Here is a 17,629-nt window from a genome sequence, read left to right on the forward strand (position 1 = left end):
CTAAAACCTTCTGAATCCAGGAGTTATTTGTCAAATTTGATTGAATCACATCGCATCACCTTGCATTTTTCTGAATTCCTTGAACAACTTTTTGACCAAAGTTTGAGAAATACAGGCAGAATTGAATTTGTTGAAACGGCTCACCCTCCTTTTGAAAAGATGAAAAATGGCGTCCAAAAGTGCGTACCACTGGTAGGAAGACCAGTAATAAGCAGCACTTTTTGAACGCCATTTCCTATGGTAGTTCAAGTACTGTATTAACTTGTGGTAGAATTATTAAAGTGTTTCTGTAACTTATTTTACTTCGAGCAAATTATCGGAACAAGTAGCCAAAAGGATACTTTTTGGTAGCCTTTTGGCTATTTTACATCCATAAACTGTAAGAGTGATAGAAAATGAGTAAGAGAAAATCGAACTATACGGCTGGGAAGAACCCAACCCCGGAATCCTGCTGTAGTATATTGTAATTTTTAAAGGATGCCGTACTCACCAAATCCGACCCCTGTCACTGGTTCTTCATAGCATCCCGCTAGTAGGGGAGAAGCCTTCTTGTGATAATAAACATGCAGGCCGTGGTGAGCCCTGGTGACGGACACAAAGAGAAGTTTGGTATCAATTTCGTTGGAATCATAATTGAGTTCACTTGCATTTGGAATGATGACGGCGTCAAATTCCAGCCCCTTTACAAGATATGACGGGATGATAATGGTCTTTTCCCTGATTGTGTCATCTCCTTTGGAGACAAGTTGTATCTCATTGATACCGGCATCCGTAAAAAGCTTGAACAGATTGTTGCATCTGTTGAAGTCCTTGTGGATAATCGCGATCTTGTTATACCCTTTATCAAGGAAGTACCGGATGGAATGCTTCAGTTTCTCGAGAAGTTCGGGCTCTGAATCCACTCTTTGAATCTTGACTTCATCGCTGCGTCTCTCTAGAGAGACCATCCTGGGGATGTCCAATCCGGAATTTTCAATGATTTTGTTTGCTACTTCTATTATTTCCTTCGAAGAACGGTAGTTTACCCATGTTTCCAGCCGAACAAGCTGTTGCTCTTCAAACACATCGGGAACGAGACTATTCCAGTCTCCAATACCGGCATTCGAGTAGACATTTTGGGAAATGTCACCAAGCAAGGTCATTGATTCTCCCAGTAGTTTCAATATGGAAATCTGGAACGGGCTTAAATCCTGTGCTTCGTCTGCAATAATGTAATCGAATTTTTTTGAAAAGTCATTGAGTTTCCATTCAATGTACAGTAATGCTGCGAGATCAGAGTATCTGAGAAAATTCCTGTCAAAATGGCTTGCAATGCCCTCGGCAAAATCAGGGTCCAATTCAGGGTCCAAAATCATCAACAAATCCTTGTCAAACAGGGACTCGTACACTTCAATGGCTTTTAAGAAGGCGATTTTCTTTTGATAATGGGACCAATTGCTGTTAACTTCCTTTTTGATTTTTCCCAATCTGTAGTTTAAAGCCTGTTCTAGGGCATCGTACGTTTTTCTCCTCAGTGGATCTCGTTCATCTATGTGATACACCCATTGTCTGCAGGCAGATTCGAACTGTTCCTGAAGGGATTTAACAATCTTTTCCTTTTTTTCATCAATCCAGTCATTCAACCATTCCAGGAGCTGCTTGTTACGCTTCATCAGAGGCAGATGAGAGTACCCCTTGTAAACCTTCTGAATTTCACTCTTGTCTAAATAAATGTCGCTGTTCAAGTATAGTGTATCAAATCTTTCCAAACCTTCTTCAATATGCTGAAGATATCTGTCCACGATTTGTTTGAACCTCATGGACCCCTTGAATGAATCATAGGAAAGGTTGTCTTTTGCACCTTTCTTGTTCTCAACGAGATCGACTAGGAGCTGATGGGGTTCGGCAATTTCCCGAAGATCAGGCAAAAGCTCTTTGGCCAAGGAGGCAAATGTTGTTTGTCTAATGCCTGATATATCCAGGTCCCTGACTGTAGACTGTATGTACGTCAAAAACATGTTATTCGGAGCAATAATGAGGATGTTTTCAGCCTTCAGGTTCTTGTACTTGTACAGCAAATAGGATACCCGGTGCAATGCTACCGTTGACTTCCCGCTTCCGGCGACCCCTTGAATCAGAACCGGTTGCCTGATTCCGAGACGTATGATTTCGTTTTGCTCCCGTTGAATTGTGGAAATGATCTCCTTAAGCTGAAAGCCTACCGATGGCTGATTCAGCATGTCGACAAGAAAGTTGTCACCCGTTAATTCGTTGTTTGCTTTATCCGTATTATCGTTGCTTGAGGTGACCGGTCCCGTAACACTTACCGACTTGACTTTTTGATTTTCAATATGAATCTGTCGCTTAGATTTAACATTGATTTCGACGATATTTCCATCGGATCTTTTTACAACTACCTTTGGACTGCCGCCGGAATAGGAATAAAAGGCATCTCCCAACGGAGATCTCCAATCTATTACAATGTTCTCAATATAATTTCTTACAATCGGAGTCTTTCCAATGTAGTAGGTTTCAGTATTGCCGTCTTCATTCACGTCAAGACGGCCAAAATAAGGTTGGTTTTTGGCACTGAGATAACGCTTTTGTTGTTCAATCAGTGAATCCATATGGGTCGTATCGTCGATGTTTCTTTTTTCCTGCAACTGACTGCTTAGATCCTGTATTATCTCTTCAATCTCAACAATTTTTTGGTCCAGTATCTTTTGTTCTTCACCGATCAGGTTCTCGTTCATGAATACCACCCACATAGAAAAAAGTCGACATTTGTCTTTTATTTTATGATATTGTTGGAATAATTTATAGATTCATTATAACATTCCAACATTACCTTGATAAAAAAACACAGTCGAGTGACTGTGTTTTCAGGCTCTGTACCAGTTGTCTTCCCCCAATTCCTTGATGAAGCGCGAGGCATTTTTATTGGGGTATAGTAGCATCAAACCTCTCATTGCCCTCGTCATTCCCACGTACAGTGTTCTTCGTGCGGCCTTCAATTCCTCATGTATTTCATCTTCATCTGTCTCTTCGGCAAGACCGGGTAGAAGATTGTCTGCCAGATCCGTAATTGCTACAATCGGAAATTCCAGACCTTTTGCCGCTTTGATCGTTAGAACCTTGACCTCGTCACTGTCGAGATCAAGTTCCGTACCTGACGTGAAAATTGATGGTAATCCCAGGATGGTTAGAGCAGAAGCTGCTTTCTCTCCCGACTTCTGATCCGGTACAAGTACCGCCGCAGCTGAAGGCTTCAATCTCAAGTGGCGGCTCATTTGCTTGACGTAGCTCGCAAGATACTTCCACTGTTCTTCCTTTGTATCAAAGCCTTTGAGTATCGGCTGGGGACCTGATTGGCTTGATACTGGCAACAGTGAATCCGGGTCGCCACAATCGGAACGGCGGAGAAAGTCACTGGCTGCAGCTGCAATTTCCCTTGTGGTCCGATAATTTCTTCTGAGGTTTACAGTTCGTCCTCTGAAACGAAGACGATCATGAACGTCCTTCCATGAAAATCCCCTGAAGTAAATGGATTGGGAAGCATCGGCAGTAAGATACAGGCCACCTTGTTCCCTTGCTAGTTCCACAAGTAGACTCAGACTTGCCGGTGTAAGATCCTGTGCTTCATCAATTATGACTGATCCATATTTTTCGCGATAGACTCCACTACGCACAAGATTCAATGCAAGTCTCCGAATTCCGGAGATACTCCAAACATTCTTCCTTTTCAAAGCGTTGTCGAACTCGACGTACAAGCACCACATTGCCGTTCTTGTCTGGTTGTTGAAGGCAATGCCTCTACCGGACCTATCCGTATTTTGGTATTCCTCGAACGATGTAATGTCTCTCCCGTCTATGACCCACTTAATCTCATCCAGCAAATAATCTGGTCGAAACTTGCTCAAAAGGGTTCGATGTTCATCAGAAATGGATTCCATGGCTTCCAGTAGAATGCTTCTAAGTACATCCCTGCCGGCAATTGGGCCGATTTCCTGTTGCAGGGAAGCGATATTTATCGCAAGATTGTCAGCAGTTTCAACAACTACCCGCTCCATCCGTTCTCCGAGCAGCTGTTCCAAAAGCTGTCTGGAGAAGCGTGTGAGTGTCTCGGTATATGTCGTGAAGAGAACCATGAGTCCGGAATTGCCGGTTTGATCAGCGTGATCCAGTAATGAACGAACCCGGTAAAGTGCTATTGTCGATTTGCCGGTTCCTGGTCCACCCTTGATCATGGCTGGCCCGTGAAGAGCCCAGTCAACAAGTCTTTCCTGTTCCGAATCCAATCTAAGGAGAAAGGACTTCAGGTCGCCTTCCTTGTAACGAATCAAGTCATCGGTGTCGAACAATACAAAATCGGGCTGATCAAGTATTTCAGTCACCGGTCTTGGATATATGTTGTCAACGACCCTTTCAATGTACTCATTGGGAACATTCGCCGATAGAAGGTCATCTTCCGTTTGACAGGCAACCAGGGCAGGGTGAAGTTCTTCCGGTATTCTGAGTTGATTCAGCCATTCCGGTGAAATCTCCACTGGCAATCGGGGCGAATGATCATGGCTTTCATAAGACCAACCATTGTAATGTCTTGGTGCCCCCATTGCAATTTCCTCATCATCATGTATCTCCTGATCGTCCACGTTGAATTTTGCCAAGGGTTCTTCATAGCCAACGTCCTTCCTGTAGGCTTCCTTTCTGGCCCTGATACTCAACAGACGAATCCAGTTGCTACCGAATGTATAAAACAATCGAAAATCACCAATACGCAGCCGGTAAACATCAGGATATTTTTGAAGTTTTTTCTTTAGCTTCCCATCCGGTATCGGGTTTTGGGCCAGGAAATTGATTTTCTCCCAGACCTGTGCGTCCATGGAGGAGGGGAGATTGTGCAATTCCCTCAAAAATGAAGGCTTCATGTTTATCTCACGTGAGAGTTGCATACCGGAAATTTATCCTCCCTTCATGCAGATTCTAGTTGTAGGGGAGTAGGAAACCCTCTCGTTCCAGCGCTTCAAAATGACGAACCACCTGAAGAGCCAGTTCGCCACGCGTACGCAATCCAAGTTCAATGTTCGATTCCATTCCATGATAGGAGAGGTTTGCGGAGGTAACGAGAAGGTCAATCTTGTCGGCAACCAGTACCTTTGCATGAAGGCTTGCAAGCTCGTCGCCCTGTCGACCTATCCATCTCAGAATACGTGGGAGGGCCAGTTTTTCCGGCCATGCACCTTTCAATTGCGACAGGTTTTGACCATTGTCATGCAATGCAATGGTTACTTCACATCCCCTTTTTTTGGCAGCGGCTAGAGCTTTTAGAATTGCATTCGTGGTGTTGGTCTCCGAGGTTAGATTGTATCCCACCACGAGCAAATGCTTGTCTGCGGATTCAATCATTTCGAGAAAAACGCTCCAGGTAGACCTGACCATTTCTCCAGATGTCGCCACAGGCCCTGTCCAGACAAGCTCGGTAAGCTGGCGGTCTCTTCTTGTCAGTTCACAGCAATTAAGGCAGGCCCTTATCGTCATGGAAAGGGTATGGGATGTCATGCCACGGGCTTCTTCGACTCTCCATGCCGTCATTAGATCATGCAAAAGGTGCACGGGAATCGTGTGGGGACGAATCCTTGCAAGAACCTCGTTTGCGCTCATGGTTGACCTGATGCGCCCGTCTTCCAGGGCACGATGCAGTTCCGTCACCGCCTCGATGGAAGATCCAACTACTAGTTTGGAAATCATTTTGTCCAAGGTCTTCAATATATTCTACTCCTCTTGGAAGAATGCCAGGTTTTGTTCGGATACGGTTCCAATCAGAAAGGATCGATCAAGAAATAGATTGGATCGTTCGCAGGAAGTCTCGGCAGCGAGGAGACATGCATGGCAGGCTGCTCCGTTCAAATCCCCGACAGCTTCAGGCTTGTGTTCGGCACAGAGCGGATCTCCCGAGCAGAATCTTGCATCCTGTAGAGTATGCCAGAGAACACCTCTGAAGTTGTCCGTTTTGGCCAGCTCAACCAGACCACCAAGGCTTCCTTCCGAATCCGGTGTTGCAGTGTAGATAAGGATTCCTGCCATTTTCTGTCCTGGCTTGTTTCTCGAATATATGCGTTCTCTCAGAGCCGTGGAAGAGTAACCTGAGTTTAGACACAACTGTCTCATGAGGGAGTGAGCCAGGGTATGGAGGAGGATATACCTTGCTCCCGGAAATGCGGGTCTGTATTCCTTCTCAAGACCTCGGTCCTCACAATAGCGTTCAAATGCCGTTTCCATGTACTTGACGGCATTTTCAACCCTGGCCTCCCATTCAGAGAGTGTATCCTCATTGAGGGCAACGAAGATACCCTCCCCTCTCGTCATAATGCCCGGTCTCCAGTTTACTCTGGTTTGACTTAATTCAGCCTTTAATCCAGACTCCCCGGTTGCCTGCTCGCCACTCAAAAGGGACGTTGCATCAGGCAGGGGATCAATTCTTGTAAATCCATCCAAAACTCTGACTTCTGTAAGTCTCCTTACCATGACCAGTTTGGAGATGTATTTTTGATATTCTTCCGGCACTTGTTGTTCTTCCGTTTCAAAATCATAATCGCCGTTCGGCAGGGAGCCACGCATCAGGGCTTCCCACTCAGGGAAGAGAAGATCCTGGCTTTCACCTGTTGGCAGGTTCTTTTGTAATTGTATTGCTTTCCAGACTTCCTGCAACGGATACTCCCTTAACTCCTTGTATATCAGCCTGATGGCAGCTTCCAGATCTTCAATGGTTTCAAGCTCCGTGAGCCTGTCCATGTTTTCCGCAACGATGCTGTGAAGGGGATTGGTGTAAGGCGGAATGGCCAGTGCACTTTCAACAACGGGAAAATATATGTTGGAAGCTCCACGCAGCATGGGGCGCAAGCCTTGGTCACAGTCTTCCCGGACCGACGGCCCCAGCCAGTGTTTGTGACCACTGCACCGGCCCAGTTTATGTCTTTCCGAGAAGGCATCCTGCAGGGATCTCTTCTCACCACAGTCCTCGCACAAAACCTCAATGTCCGCAATCGCACCAGTTTTTCCATTGTCTAGAAGCTTCAACTTGTCTCCCTTGCATGATGGGTTTCTTTTTTTTCCATGAACAAACCGTTTCCACGGAAAATCGTCAACATGTCCCTTCTTGCATGCAACCACAAAACGGGAAGGAAATGCCTTGACCGGATTTTCCCTGTTGCACTGGCAATAGGCGACCTGGGTGCCTTCGTTGATGTAAAACTTTTCTGGAGTACCAAGCTTCCTGCATGCCGGGCATACCAGATACCTTGGAAAACGGTAAGCCGGAAGTGTACCCTCATAGGTTACACTGTCAAACTTCGAAGCAGGTGGCGTAAGGATTTCCTGTATTCCCAGTTTCCTAATAAGTCTGGGCTCGTTGATTTTCTCACACAGCTTTTTTTCCCATTTGTCAATTCCGGCAATGATTACGGAGAATTCCGGGAGTTCCATGATGGCTCCCGGACCGAAAGTGGTGATCAATTGACTGGGACGGAGTTCTCCTATTTTGTTCTGCATGGTCAATCTCCCTTTCTAAGATAGATGCCGATTGGGGGTTCAACGTCACGCATGGAGTTGGGAGTACCGAAAACACCGTTTTTCTTCTTGTTTCCGAGCGGGTAAAGAAGTCTCGGGTTGTTGGAACCGCCCCCGTCATAAAGAAGGACATCTTTTGCCGTTTCCTTCTCCCAGAGGTCAACATCCATTTTCAAATCCTGGTCCACTTCTCTCAACCTCGAGGCCCCCTCAAGAGTGTTGACTCGTCTCAGAATGTACTTTTTGATATTTTCGGTCTCCGGGCTTCTGGACTTGAAATGAACGGCGTTCTCCCTCTTGGAAAGTTTTCTTATTTTCAACCGGCACATGGATACCAGGACTGCCGCCAGAGCCCGATCCCTTGCCCGGGAGGAGTAGGGAGTCACACTTATTGCCTCCACGTATCGGTACAGAGCAGAATGGTATGAAATGAACCTTTCATAGTGTGATACGTCTCTCGGGCGAGCCCAGTTGTAAACGGTGATAACCAGACCCGGGTGCTCTCGTCCTACCCGGCTGGTAGCCTGAATGTACTCTGAAGTTGTCTTGGGTTGGCCGTTTACCACCATCAACCCCAATCTGGACACATCCACTCCAACCGAAATCATGTTGCTGGCAAGGACCACATCAACAGGGCGTTCTTTCCCGCTTTCCGCTTCGGTGAAACTTCTTTCCAGTCTGTCAAGGATCGCCGGTATGTCTTTTGAATCGACCCGACTTGTGAGCTCGGGCACTTCATCATCCAGTTCACGTGAGACGTAGGAATACTTCTGTGAAGTTGGGCGATTGGCAAGCACGTTCATCCTCGCCCTGACGTCGTCTTCAATCAGGCGTACTGCTCCACCTAGCTCACGCAGGGAATTGAAGTATCCCACCATTGTCTGATACGGATCAAGGTCATCGGCCGAGAATGCCTTCATTGCACCTGTAGAAGCCAGAAGGGTGGAATAGACTCGGACGAGAGCCGTCTTCACACTTCGCCCAGGCGCAAAAATCCCAAGATAGGTTCTTCCAGGAGTCTTGTCCAATGGCTGCTGCCGGGCAAAGAACGAATCTCCTGAAACAAGCCCCGGAGGCGGGAAAATGGCCAGTTTCCGTGCAAACAGCAGTTTAACCTGGTCTTCGGCACGACGTATGGTGGCTGTGGAAGCGATTACCTTTGGACCAACCAGTTTGCCTCTGATCTCGCGGGACGCAAGATAATCAATTGCGGTTTCGTAGATGCCCACCATCGTACCAAGAGGGCCGCCAATCAAATGTAGCTCGTCCTGAATGATCAACTCTGGTGGAAGAAGTTCTCTCTGGTCCTTCACAACCGGTGTCGTTCCTCCCAGTACCTGGTTGCGAAAACCAATCATTCTTTCACTTTCACCCTCACAGGTAAAACCCCAGAGGTCCAGTTCGCTTTTTACATTGCCAAACAAAGTCTGGGTCTCTCCAACCCATGGAAGTCTGGCAAACTTGTCGACCGTTCCAATCAACATGGCAGGCAGGTAACGGTAGATTTCCTCGTCATTGACCAAAGCCGGAATGCCATCAGGGTTATTGGTGCGGTGAAAGTCACATTCCCTTCTCGAGCATCCAATTATCAGGCGGCGTCTGCGTTTGTCAGGAAAGTAATCCTTTTTCCCAAGGGGTGAACCGCACCACGGGCATGAAACCAGTTGAATGGGTGTCCTGCCTCCTGGATTTGTTTCTGTCAGATCCTTCACCACTTCATCAAAGTCATTTGGAGTAGATTTGCCACCAACCCAGAGTCCGATTCGGAATGGCACATGTCCCCAACGCTCGGGCTGCTCCTGCCTGATCTTTTCACAGGCGCAAATGAGGGTAGCGGCCCTTTGAAACTGTTGTATTGTCAACAGACGCAAGGTGTAACGCATGATGACATTAACACCGGCGTCGCCTCTTTTGCCATCCTGTTCACCCCGAAGCCTTCTGAGGGCCATGGTAAAGGCAGCGAGCCCCAGATAAGCCTCGGTTTTCCCGCCACCTGTCGGAAACCACAGGAGATCGCAAATGTCACGATCATCGTGGGTCGGTTCCACTATGCCAGTCAGGGATTGAAGTATGAAAGCAATCTGGAACGGACGCCACGATGGTTTTTCACTGTCGTGTTTCCGGCTCCAGTCCTTTGTTTTTCTTGCCTGCCTTGACCATTTGGACTGTAGTCGCTGCATTGCCATGGCTCTGTTGGCAAAACGAAATGCTTCAAATACAACCTGATTGCTTCGAATGAGGTCAATTCCCTTTCTTATTCGGCTCAAAGACTTTTTGCACTGATTGATGTTTTCTTCGGCAGTGCTCCTGAGCTCTCCCGAGAACGAATCCAGTTCCAATTCCCTCTGATAGATCCAGTCGTCATATGCATCTGCCAGTGGTTCCAGATATTCACACAGCGTATCTGCATTTGAAGAGATGGCAATATCATCCATATTGAGATTTCCCTGTCCGTTCCATGGAGGGGGAGTCACCATCGGAATCTCGTACACCGGGATGGTTACTGTTGCAAGAACCCCCGCGTACTGATTGTCCGGACTTACCTCGTCCCATTTGACCGCCGTTCCATGTCCCACGGCAAATACAGTCTGTTCCCTGTACAGGAGTTCATCCATCATGACATCCAGCGGTCGATAAGTACCAGGCTCATACTTCAATTCACGCACTCCAAACGGTTTTTGCCCGTCCACAGTCGATGAAACCCTGATTTCCGGCTGAAAGAGACAATAAAAATCTTTTGGTCCTTTTTCCGGAGCCTTTTGCCTGTTTACAATGAACACACTCACTGCTATGCGTTTTCCGAGAGGGCGGGAAAGCCATTCCAGAAACACTCCCTTATTCTCGTCCAGGGGATCTCTTTTTCGCACCCCGTCGGCATCATCTATTCTGATTTGACGTTTTTTTACAATTGGGTCCCTTTTCCACCGTTCTTCGGTGTCACTCCCTTCAGTAACCGGACGGTATTGGCCCCAGGATACCTGCACTTCAAGCTTTTCAATTCCTGGTTCGACCACGAATGAAAGGCCCATGGAGGATGGAAGCATGGCCTTGTTGAGAGGTGCAACCGTTTCCATGGGACCAGTCTCTTCACCCTCTTGACCGGCTCCCAAATGATCGTCCTCTTCCTGTCGGACTTTTTCCCCCGAAGGCCACAAGATTCCCGTGAGATATCGCTGGGTTGGAAGTTCATCGATCAGTTCGTGTTCTTCATTGGGGCCAACAAGCTCGTACCTGAGTCTTTCTATCAGTTCATTACGTATAGCGACCTTGTTCTGGTTTTTCAACTGTTTAACCCCTTTCCCACAATGATAAAATAATATTTGGCATTTTATGTGTTTTTTCGACATGAAAGGGTATATATCCTGTAATAACGAACTTCAATCTGTAGAAATTTGTAAAACCTTATCAAAGAAGGGGAGCTCGCATGATTGAATTGAATGAAGCTCAGGCGAGGGCGGTAACTGCGCCTGAAGGACATCTTCTCATCAACGCGGCTGCGGGAACAGGAAAGACAACCACAATCGCTGCGAGGATACTGTTTTTACAGGTGGAAATGGGGATACCTGCTTCTTCCATGATGTCCATCTCCTTTTCGAGGGCTGCCAGGTTGCAGCTCCTGGAGAAACTTCAAAACATGGCCATGGAAATCGGACAGGGTAGTCCGGTAAGTACATTCACGTTCCATGGACTTGCCTACCGAATCCTGAGGCTTGCCGCAAACATGGGGGAAACCTGGCTCAAAACGGGATTTGAAGTTGTCCAAGGAGCTGGAGAAGCATCATTGTTCTTCAATCACAGGAGGGAATTGCTCGCCGGAATCAAGGATGAATTTGATCGTTCCATTGCCCCCGAACTGTACGCGAAGGCACTGGATATTGCGAGACAGGGACACTATTCACTTGGCGAGGCTTTTTTCGATCCGGAGGACCTCCCCGGTGAGGGAACAATCATTGTACCGTACGAGTTTACCGGAAGGGTTGAAGTTCCTGTTTCGAATGTACGCATTGTTTGGGAACGCTATCAAAGGATTCTACGGAAGCACAATGCAATCGACTATCCAGGATTGATTCTCGAGGCACACAGGGCAATTGCCCATCGGAAAGGAGCGACAAGGGAACGCATTAAGGACGGTCTGAAATATATCATTGTTGACGAGTACCAGGATACATCCAGGGCACAGGAAAGATTTCTGTTCGATCTTGCTGGAAACGATGTATTCCTCAATGTGGTTGGCGACAATGATCAGGCGATCTACACCTTTAATGGTTCGGACGTATCCAACATTCTGTATTTTCCCAAACGAGTGACCGTTTCGGGACTACCGGTCCTCGAACCCATTGACCTGACGGAAAACTATCGTTCAACTCCCAACATCATCATGCTGGCCAACAGGATCTTGGAGAAGCAAAACCGCCTGATACCCAAGAAGCTTGAACCTGCAAAAATCCGATTGCGAAAGGATTCCCTTGTGAATTATCCGGTTAAACGGATAAATGCCCCGAGATTGGAACTGGCGGCTGATTTCGTAGCAAGGGAGATTTCAAGGCTTGTCAACGAAGGCATACCGGCAAGCGAAATTGCGGTGCTTGTTCGCAAGGATAGTGAATTTTCAAGACAAGGCGGAGTTGTCAGGGACGCCTTGAAGGAACTTGGTGTGGCGATTTCCTCCGGCAAGAAGGAACATGAACGGAAGCTTTTGGTCATGAGGGCACTGTTGGAAATTTGTCAGTATCGCTATGGAGATGACATAGACAGCCTTATCCAGCAAATTGCAAGCGGATACTGTGATGGTGAATTGGCAGGGACAACAAGAGAGGAACTTGTAAACACTCTCGAGGAAGCAAAACTGGCAGGCGCAGCCGTCTCTTATGAAGTTATCGATCTTCTTCACGAGCATGTCGATGCGGAGAACACCACACCAACGGGTGAAGGCGTTCACATCCAGACCATTCATTCTGCAAAGGGGAAGGAATATCGGGTCGTGTTCCTCATGTACCTTGGCGACAAGAGCTTCCCTCACAGTTCTAGACCAGACATCGAAGAAGAACGAAGACTGTTGTATGTTGGAATTACACGTGCCAAGGAAAGACTCTATGTCATCGGGACACACGGAAAACTCTTTGCGGATTTCTTTGGTGATTGTGCCGGAGAAGGTGTTGAACATGTTGAATATCTGGTTCCCGGCGGAGTTGAACTTCAAGGGGATACATTCCTTGACGATAACATGATGGAGCAATTGTTGATTGCGGAGAAACAGCAGGAAGAGGAGGAGGAACGGTTCCGTGCAGAACTGGCTAGATTCTTTGAAGAAGAAGATAACCAACCCCGTTAATGTGATAAGAGAGACTCCGGTGGATGTCGGGGTCAAGCCGGATAACAATGTTTCACTAACCGAGGAACAGAAGGAATGCGTCAATTACAAAACGGAAGGTACCCTGCTTGTCCAGGGGATTCCTGGAAGCGGCAAGTCAACGGTTTTGCTGGAACGAGCAAAATTTCTTCAGAAGAAAGGGGAAGGGAAGGTACTTGTTCTTACATACAATCGTTCCCTCGCCATTTACATGCGTCAGTTGGCCTTGAAAACAAGTTCCAATCCCTTTGAGGCAACCACGTTTCATCAGTGGGGCAGACAACTCTTGTTGGATGCAGGTATCCCCAATCTGAATTATGAACAGGATTTGAGGGGATTGGTCCACTTTGCCTTGAATACTGTAAGGAAAGAGGAAACAAATCTTGAATTGCCGAAAATCGGAAAAAAAAATCCTCAAGCAGAGAAATGGGCATTGGTGGATTTTCTTCAGAAGGAGTTTTCCTGGATCAAGGGCAACGGAATAAAGGGTCTTCAGGAATATCTTGATGTAACCCGGACGGGTAGGGGAAAACAAGTACAGGTATTAAAAGGTCATCGTGAAGGAATATTCAAGGTTTTCAGCAAATATCAGGAAATGTTGAGAAGCAGACGAAGAATTGATTATGACGATATAGCATTGCTGTTGCTTGCAAATTTTGACAAGATAAACAGGAAGGAGCTTCCGGCTCATATCCTGGTAGATGAAGCCCAGGATCTGTCACTAATGGAATTGACGGCGATCAGGAAACTCGCCCTAAAAAGCCTCACCATAGCTGCCGACAAGGGACAAAGAATCTATCGGCGAAATTTCACCTGGAAGCAGGCCAACATTGATGTGAGAGGGAGAAGCAGGATGCTTCTCAATACCTTCCGTTCAACAAAGCAAATCATTCAACTTGCCCGAAGCTTGCAAAGAAACGATCAAATTCTAATGAAGGATGCAGAATACGTGCCTCCGGAAGATCCCAAAACCGAGGGCCCTGTTCCCGAGCTGTACGTTTCAAGAAACAGAACGGAAGAGTTGAAAACAGTCCTGGATTGCATAAAAAAAATCAGATCAAGTCTTCCTCAACATACTATCGGGGTTATAGGCCATTCAGTGGAACGGTTGAAGGAATTTGAAGAAGCACTCGATGAGGAAAAAATCCCTTTTGTTTCGGTGAAGGAGGATGGTGCCGATATTCTTTCACCTGGTGTAAAACTAACCACATATTACGCCTCGAAGGGTTTGGAATTTGACCATGTCATTGTTACCGGACTCAAGAGAGGTTTTATGCCATTCGGTCAAGTCCCTCCCGGGGAGGATGAAGAGGAATTCATCTCGACTGAAAGAAGAAAATTGTATGTCGCAATGACCAGGGCTAAGAAACACCTGATCCTGTCTGCAATCGAAAAAGTATCTCCATTTATTGATGAACTTGACCACAATCTGTACATCAGGAAAAAGATGTAAGAAACATCGAAGTTTGGAAAATTGGAAAGGCGGAAAGGCAGCCCGAGAGGCTGCCTTGACTTGTTGTTCTACTGTTATATCTTCAATTCCTCCTTGACGCTGTCCGGAAACTCAATGTTTTTGTTTCTTAAACCGTCCCAGCATTCCTTCTTTTTGCACCATTCGGTAATGTTTCCGTTTCCGGGGGGATTCAGAATGTGGTTGTGGACTACGACGGATACGGTCTTGATTACCTCTTCCAGATATCCAGGAATGTCCTGCTCCTTCCATATTTGCTTGAGATTGATTTTGCTTCTTAATTTGTTGTAGATCCATGCCAGCGTATATGTAACGATGTTTGCCCTATACCCCCCGAATTTTTGCTCGGAAATTATTTTTTCCGCTCGTTTGAACAGGATGGCCCTGGCAATCAGGTCCTCGAAGTAGTCGACATTTGGTTCAAATTCTGCCTGGGTTTGCAACCAGATCATGAATTCCTGGAAGTTTTTCTGGGCTCCACGACTAACCAGGTACGGTTTCAACAACCATGTGTTTTCGTACTTTGCAAGATCCGTTTTTGTAAACAGCTGTGATTTAGGAAAGACAAGATCAAAGTTCTTTCTGTACGATTGCGAGGACTCTTTTCCCCTGTCTTCAAGATACTGACCCCTTGCCCTCTCGTAGTACCATCTGGTCTGCCGCTGATTCCCCCTTGAACTTGGAGCCCAAACCGTTCTTGAGAGCTCCTCCAGTTTCCTCTGAAAAGAATCATTTGCAGCAAGGTCAGCATTTTGTATCTTGTTCTGTGTATTGGCATATCTGGATATGTTCGGAACAATCCTGTCGACGGAATTTTCGTCTTTGATTACCGTAAGTTTAACCTGAACGTAAACACCCTTCATTGAGAGCTTGTCCTTCATGGCAGCATAGTAGATCGAAGCAGTGGTCTGTCCGCCGTTTACGATTTGAAAATCCCTTAATTTTCGGATGACAAGCCCCCCATTTTGAACCACCGTCTCGACCCCCTGTGCCACGGCAGATATACCATTATTGTAGGCAAGGAACATATGTGGTTCAGTCCTGATGGTATCTCTTATTCCTTTGTTGACTGCCCCTCTTGCCTGAAGAAAGGCTCTGACGTTCCTTTCCAATAGTCTTGATCCGTAAGTCTTGTAGATTGAAACCAGAGTCTCACCGGGAAAAAACGCAAGATAGCACCGATAATCATCGTTGTCTTCCTGAAGTTTTAGACATGGAACGGGACCTGAGTGCAAATTGAGATCAATTTGAATTTCTTCACGGTTTTTGCCGGATGTCTGACTTCTAAATACCCTTTCGATGTCCCATACATGAAAGCTCACCTGAATGTCTCCCAGATGGGAATCCTTTATTGGATCCTTTCTGGCGATTCGATCAGTAAGATAGTACAGGTTGACTTTGACAATTTCATTCCTGGACTCATGAATCAGCATGGCAAGGTCATGTTCGGGAGAGTTTCCGTCCAAGGACTTGTGAAGACCGTTTATGGACCTGTTCAGGAAATTCAATAGCCTTCGGAAACCGGAATCGATTTCGGAATTCCGGACAGTCAATGGAGGTGTGGCACCCGAATAGTCACTATAAATCAGGTCCAGTCTTCCTTTTTCTTCATCAAACGCAAACCCGTTTACCTTCATCCCTGTTCTGCTGAAGTAAAAGACAGTACCATCGTCCAAAGTACCATCTGATATGAGATAGTCAATCATGATCTCGGTAAATTTGTTTTCCTTTTCAAGACTTCCTTCACTGTCTGACAATATCTCCTTTTGCAAGGAATCTGAGAATGCATGCAGTTCTTTTTCCATGGCATACTCCTTTTAGAGTACTGTATTTTTCCCATATTTGATTATACACAATTTTCCAATGGAAACTGGATGAATTAAATTATAATACCGGTTGGTCTCAAGTGATACCAACCGGTACTTTGGCAAGTTCTTCGATAACGGCATTCGCAATTATGCTGGACATGATCGGGGGGACTGCATTTCCGACTTGAACATATTGCGCTGTTCTCGGACCCTCAAATCTGTAATTATCAGGAAAACCTTGTATTCTGGCAGCCTCTCTTACAGTTAGGGACCTTAATTGATTTGAATCAGGGTGAATGTTGTAATGCCCGTCTTTTGAAATATGGGCTACAATCGTATGGGGAACCCTGTCCCACCAGTGAACCTTGAAACGATCGGTAAAAGATTTTTCATTCTGGTGTGTCTTAAGGTTTTCCGGCAGATCAGGATATCGAAGTTGAAGTCCCCGGCTTGCGAGTCTAATGGCTTCGTTGTAAATGTTCCTGTCCTGGTCACGCACAGGTCTGGCTTTATGGTTTAGTACGCCTATGCTGTTTTTTCTCATGTATCTTTGATAGCTGCTTAAGTCCCCATTGTTGTTATAGCCCAGGATTCCATAATCGGCCCCTTGGCCGGGTTGCAGAGGGGGTAAATCCGAGATGACGTTTCGTGTATTCAATTCATGATCCCATTTGATTGCGTGTTTGTGGAAATCCGGATATGTCAAATTCAATTCGCTTTTAAAGCCAAACAGTATTACCCTTTTTCTTCTTTGTGGAATGCCGAAATCGCTCATGTCAATGATGTTTTTTCGATGATCTTCCTCCGAACCCGACAAGATGGTATATCCTGCAGTCAGAAACTCTTCCTGAATTTTTTCGAATAACTTGCCCTTTTTGGCTGTGAGGATTCCAGGAACATTTTCAAAAACAAAGACCTTTGGATTGTACGTTTTCACGAGAGTGAGATAATAGTAGAAAAGGAAATTTCGCGGGTCCTTCTCAGCTTCTTCACGTAGTCTTCCTCGGCCTACGAGTGAATAGACCTGACAGGGGGGACCCCCAATAATCATGTCAACATCTCGACCATTTATGGCTTTATCTATCAGTTGTATTATTTCCCTTGTGGAAGTTGCCTCAGGATCATTTGCCGGGTTGCCAAACTTTTTGTTCAAAATCTGGGTTTCAATCCTTTCACGAAGTTCAGGAAAAAGGCCAAAGACATACTCCCTGGCCTTCGGGATTTCCTCGTAGCTTGGACTTCTCCTCAAGTATTCGAAATAAACGGGGAGTTCTTCTATGTTTTTGAGGTAATGGTAAATTGCTCTTGTTTTCAAGGTCTCACAAGCCCAGTAATCCTTTTCAACCTGAGCAACTATTTCACAGCCCAACTCGTGGAATCCTTCACTCAATCCCCCGGCTCCCGAAAAGAGATCAACTATTATCATGATGCCCTCTCCCATTTACAAATCTTCAT

Annotated in this window: 9 protein-coding genes; 2 read left to right on the forward strand and 7 right to left on the reverse strand. The window is 46.1% G+C overall.

Annotation, left to right across the window (positions count from 1 at the left end; translation table 11 throughout):
• Positions 1–470: 470 nt before the first annotated feature.
• The 5 genes from M516_RS0114930 to drmA form a co-directional block, all read right to left on the reverse strand.
• Positions 471–2,732 (reverse strand): HelD family protein, encoded by a 2,262-nt coding sequence (locus M516_RS0114930; RefSeq protein WP_029099837.1) that lies wholly within the window; start codon positions 2,730–2,732, stop codon positions 471–473.
• A gap of 129 nt (positions 2,733–2,861) precedes the next feature.
• Entirely contained in the window at positions 2,862–4,907 is a 2,046-nt protein-coding gene (locus tag M516_RS0114935; protein WP_238550984.1) for a 3'-5' exonuclease, read from the reverse strand.
• Positions 4,908–4,962: 55 nt separating this feature from the next.
• The gene (drmC, locus tag M516_RS0114940) at positions 4,963–5,745 is read right to left on the reverse strand and encodes a DISARM system phospholipase D-like protein DrmC (RefSeq protein ID WP_029099839.1); all 783 of its coding nucleotides are present in this window, start codon (positions 5,743–5,745) and stop codon (positions 4,963–4,965) included.
• Between the two features lie 6 nt (positions 5,746–5,751).
• On the reverse strand, positions 5,752–7,527 hold the full coding sequence (gene drmB, locus M516_RS0114945) for a DUF1998 domain-containing protein (RefSeq protein ID WP_029099840.1): 1,776 nt from the start codon (positions 7,525–7,527) through the stop codon (positions 5,752–5,754).
• A gap of 2 nt (positions 7,528–7,529) precedes the next feature.
• A complete protein-coding gene (drmA, locus tag M516_RS0114950; RefSeq protein WP_029099841.1) occupies positions 7,530–10,829 on the reverse strand; it encodes a DISARM system helicase DrmA in 3,300 nt (1,099 codons plus the stop codon).
• A gap of 140 nt (positions 10,830–10,969) precedes the next feature.
• Between drmA and M516_RS0114955 the strand changes: the two genes are divergently transcribed.
• Together M516_RS0114955 and M516_RS0114960 are read left to right on the forward strand one after the other, a co-directional pair.
• Entirely contained in the window at positions 10,970–12,877 is a 1,908-nt protein-coding gene (locus M516_RS0114955; protein WP_029099842.1) for an ATP-dependent helicase, read from the forward strand.
• On the forward strand, positions 12,828–14,348 hold the full coding sequence (locus tag M516_RS0114960) for a 3'-5' exonuclease (RefSeq protein ID WP_051188235.1): 1,521 nt from the start codon (positions 12,828–12,830) through the stop codon (positions 14,346–14,348). The genes M516_RS0114955 and M516_RS0114960 overlap by 50 nt, the downstream gene beginning before the upstream one ends.
• A gap of 74 nt (positions 14,349–14,422) precedes the next feature.
• Here the strand turns inward: M516_RS0114960 and M516_RS23570 are convergent, their stop codons facing one another.
• Together M516_RS23570 and M516_RS0114970 are read right to left on the reverse strand one after the other, a co-directional pair.
• Positions 14,423–16,171, reverse strand: coding sequence for an AIPR family protein (locus M516_RS23570; protein WP_035289912.1), 1,749 nt, complete (start codon positions 16,169–16,171; stop codon positions 14,423–14,425).
• Positions 16,172–16,268: 97 nt separating this feature from the next.
• Complete coding sequence (locus tag M516_RS0114970) at positions 16,269–17,600, reverse strand: DNA cytosine methyltransferase (protein ID WP_029099844.1); 1,332 nt, start codon at positions 17,598–17,600, stop codon at positions 16,269–16,271.
• Positions 17,601–17,629 lie beyond the last annotated feature (29 nt).

This window comes from Brevibacillus thermoruber 423, assembly GCF_000454065.1.
Taxonomy (GTDB): Bacteria; Bacillota; Bacilli; order Brevibacillales; family Brevibacillaceae; genus Brevibacillus; species Brevibacillus thermoruber.

Bases quoted from the DNA above. Each gene is read 5' to 3' on its own strand.
- M516_RS0114930 (WP_029099837.1), bottom strand. From the start codon at position 2,732: ATGAACGAGAACCTGATCGGTGAAGAACAAAAGATACTGGACCAAAAA.
- M516_RS0114935 (WP_238550984.1), bottom strand. From the start codon at position 4,907: ATGAAGCCTTCATTTTTGAGGGAATTGCACAATCTCCCCTCCTCCATG.
- drmB (WP_029099840.1), bottom strand. From the start codon at position 7,527: ATGCAGAACAAAATAGGAGAACTCCGTCCCAGTCAATTGATCACCACT.
- M516_RS0114955 (WP_029099842.1), top strand. From the start codon at position 10,970: ATGATTGAATTGAATGAAGCTCAGGCGAGGGCGGTAACTGCGCCTGAA.
- M516_RS23570 (WP_035289912.1), bottom strand. From the start codon at position 16,171: ATGGAAAAAGAACTGCATGCATTCTCAGATTCCTTGCAAAAGGAGATA.
- M516_RS0114970 (WP_029099844.1), bottom strand. From the start codon at position 17,600: ATGATAATAGTTGATCTCTTTTCGGGAGCCGGGGGATTGAGTGAAGGA.